Here is a 3017-nt window from a genome sequence, read left to right as displayed (position 1 = left end):
CTCAACGAATGGGACGTGCGCGAGAGCCCGAAACTGCTCGCGCGACTGCGCAGCAAATTCGGCGCCTATCCCGATGCCCGCATCACGCTGATCGTGTTCGAGAATGGCCCGCCGCTCGAAGCGCCGCTCGCGATCCGCATCAGCGGCCCCGATATCGACGTGCTCAAGCGACTGTCCGATCAGGTCGTCGTCGAAATGGGCAAGGTACCCGGCGTGCGCGATATCGACAGCCCGCTCGCCTATGACCGCGTCGATCTCGATCTCGGCCTCGATGAAGCCAAGGCCGCGCTGCTCGGTGTGGCACCCGGCGAAGCCCGCCGCGCGGTTCGGCTCGCGATCAGCGGCGAAACCGCGAGCCAGCTCCGCGACAATGAAGGCGACAGCTGGCCGGTCGTCGTGCGGCTCCCGCTCGACGTCGCGCAGCCGGTGTCGGCGCTCGGCGATGTCTATGTGCCGACGGTCGCGGGGGGCAGCGTGCCGCTCGCCGAAATCGCCACGCCCAAGCTCAAAAGCGTCCCGCCGCAGATCACCCGGTTCAAGCTCCAGCGCACCGTGACGGTGACCGCGTATAATCAGCCGGGGACGCTGACGTCACGGCTGAACAAGCTGGTCGAGGCGCGGCTTCAGGGGATCAAGCTGCCTGAGGGCTATAGCTTCGGCATCGGCGGCGAGGCCGAGGCAGCGGCGCGCAATTTCTCGGGACTGGGGCCGGTGATCCTACTGGCGGTGTTCGGCATCATCGGCGTGCTGGTGCTCGAATTCGGGCGTTTCCGCGAAACGGCGGTGGTCGCGGGTGTGGTGCCGCTGGGCACCTTCGGCGGGCTGATCGCGCTGCTGGTCACCGGTAATTCGCTCTCATTTCTCGCGGTGATCGGTTTCGTCGCGCTGATCGGGATCGAGATCAAGAATTCGATCCTGCTGGTCGATTTTACCGCGCAACTGCGCGAGCGCGGCATGGCGCTGCGTGAAGCGATCGAACTGGCGGGCGAAATCCGCTTCCTGCCGGTGCTGCTGACCTCGGTGACGGCGATCGGCGGGCTGCTGCCGCTCGCGCTCGGCGGCTCGGCGCTCTATTCGCCGCTCGCCTGGGTGATCATCGGTGGGCTGGTGAGTTCGACCTTGCTGAGCCGCATCGTCACGCCGGTGATGTACCTGCTCGCGGTGCGGCGGACAGAGGGGGATGCGCCAAGGTCGTCTGATGGTGAACCATTGCCGACCCCCTAGTACCGTTTGCCCTGAGCTTGTCGAAGGGCCGTCCTTCCTTATCGAACGGATCGCATAAGAAGGACCGTGCTTCGACAAGCTCAGCACGAACGGGCTTAGCGATGGATCTGATCCCCGGAGTTGCACCATCCGCCCGCACGCCGTAAAAGTCCGCTTCAGGCGACCGGCTTGGGTCGCCTTTTTGCGTTAGGGAGCCTGCCATGCCGATCACCCCGCTCATGCCCGTCTATCCGCGGTGTGATGTGCGTCCGGTGCGCGGGGAGGGCTGTTATCTGATCGGCGAGCGCGGCGAGCGTTATCTCGATTTCGCGAGCGGCATCGCGGTCAATGCGCTCGGCCACGGCCACCCGCATCTGGTGAAGGCCATCGCCGAACAGGCCGCGACGCTGATGCATGTGTCGAACCTTTACGGCAGCCCGCAGGGCGAAAAGCTGGCGCAGCGGATCGTCGACAATAGCTTCGCGGACACCGTTTTCTTCACCAATTCGGGCACTGAAGCGGTCGAATGCGCGATCAAGACCGCGCGCCGCTATCATTATGCTAATGGCAATCCGCAGCGACACACGCTGATCACCTTCAACAACGCCTTTCATGGCCGCACGATGGGCGCGATTTCGGCGACCAATCAGGCCAAGATGCGCGACGGGTTCGAGCCGCTGCTGCCGGGCTTCGCCTATGCGCCGTTCAATGATCTGGAAGCCGCACTCGCGCTGGTCGACGACCATACCGCCGGGTTCATGGTCGAGACGATCCAGGGCGAAGGCGGGGTATCGGTCGGCAGCGATGCGTTCATCAAAGGCTTGCGCGCGTTCTGCGACGAGCACGGCCTGCTGCTGGTGCTTGACGAAGTCCAGTGCGGTTACGGTCGCACCGGCAAGATGTGGGCCTATGAGCATTACGGGATCGAGCCCGACATCATGTCGGTCGCCAAGGGCATCGGCGGCGGCTTCCCGCTCGGCGCGTGCCTTGCGACCGAGGAAGCGGCCAAGGGCATGGTCATCGGCACCCATGGCTCGACCTATGGCGGCAATCCGCTGGCGATGGCGGCCGGCGAGGCGATCCTCGACGTGATTCTCGAACCCGGTTTCCTCGATCATGTGACCGCGATGGGCGATCGGCTGCGGCAAGCGCTCGAGCAGATGATCCCCAATCACGACCATATCTTCGACAGCGTGCGCGGGCGCGGGCTGATGGCCGGGATCAAGCTGAAGGACAAAGCGGTCAGCCGCGATTTCGTGGCGCATTTGCGCGATCACCACGGTCTGCTGACGGTCGCGGCGGGCGAGAATGTCGTCCGCATCCTGCCGCCATTGGTGATCGAAGAAGCGCACATCGACGAGTTCGTCCAGAAAATGAGCGACGGCGCCCGGGCGTTCGCGCCCGCGCTGGCGGCGTGAGGGTCGGGCAAATCCTCCCCGAGACAAGCTCGGGGAGGAATTGATGCGCCACTTCCTCAACCTCGCCGACGCTGGCCCCGACGGGATCGCGGCGATGATCGCCGACGCGCTCGACCGTAAGGCGGCGCGCGCGGGCTGGCCCAAGGGCAAGCCTGACGCCGACGCCCCGCTCGCCGGGCGCGTGCTGGCGATGGTGTTCGAGAAGAACTCGACCCGCACGCGGGTGTCGTTCGACATGGCGATCCGCCAGTTGGGCGGCACCAGCATCGTGCTCGACGCAGGCACCACCCAGCTCGGGCGCGGCGAAAGCGTGCATGATACCGCGCACGTCCTGTCGGGCTATGTCGACGCGATCATGCTGCGCACCGATGATCATGCCAAGGTCGAGGAAATGGC

Annotated in this window: 2 protein-coding genes and 1 pseudogene; all 3 read left to right on the top strand. The window is 65.3% G+C overall.

The features are described 5' to 3' along the window. Nucleotides 1-1224, top strand: a 1224-nt coding sequence (locus K2W81_RS13920) for an efflux RND transporter permease subunit (RefSeq protein ID WP_294105378.1), incomplete at its 5' end; no start/stop codon positions are given. 200 nt (nt 1225-1424) lie between these two features. Next, a complete protein-coding gene (locus tag K2W81_RS13915; RefSeq protein WP_294105376.1) occupies nt 1425-2621 on the top strand; it encodes an aspartate aminotransferase family protein in 1197 nt (398 codons plus the stop codon). Nucleotides 2622-2664: 43 nt separating this feature from the next. Beyond that, nucleotides 2665-3017 (top strand): annotated as a pseudogene (locus K2W81_RS13910) (ornithine carbamoyltransferase); the annotation flags it as partial.

The sequence above is a fragment of the Sphingomonas sp. genome (genome assembly GCF_019749955.1).
Classification (GTDB): domain Bacteria; phylum Pseudomonadota; class Alphaproteobacteria; order Sphingomonadales; family Sphingomonadaceae; genus Sphingomonas.
The sequence above is the reverse complement of the archived record's forward strand: the minus strand, read 5'-3'. Positions and strand labels throughout refer to the sequence as shown.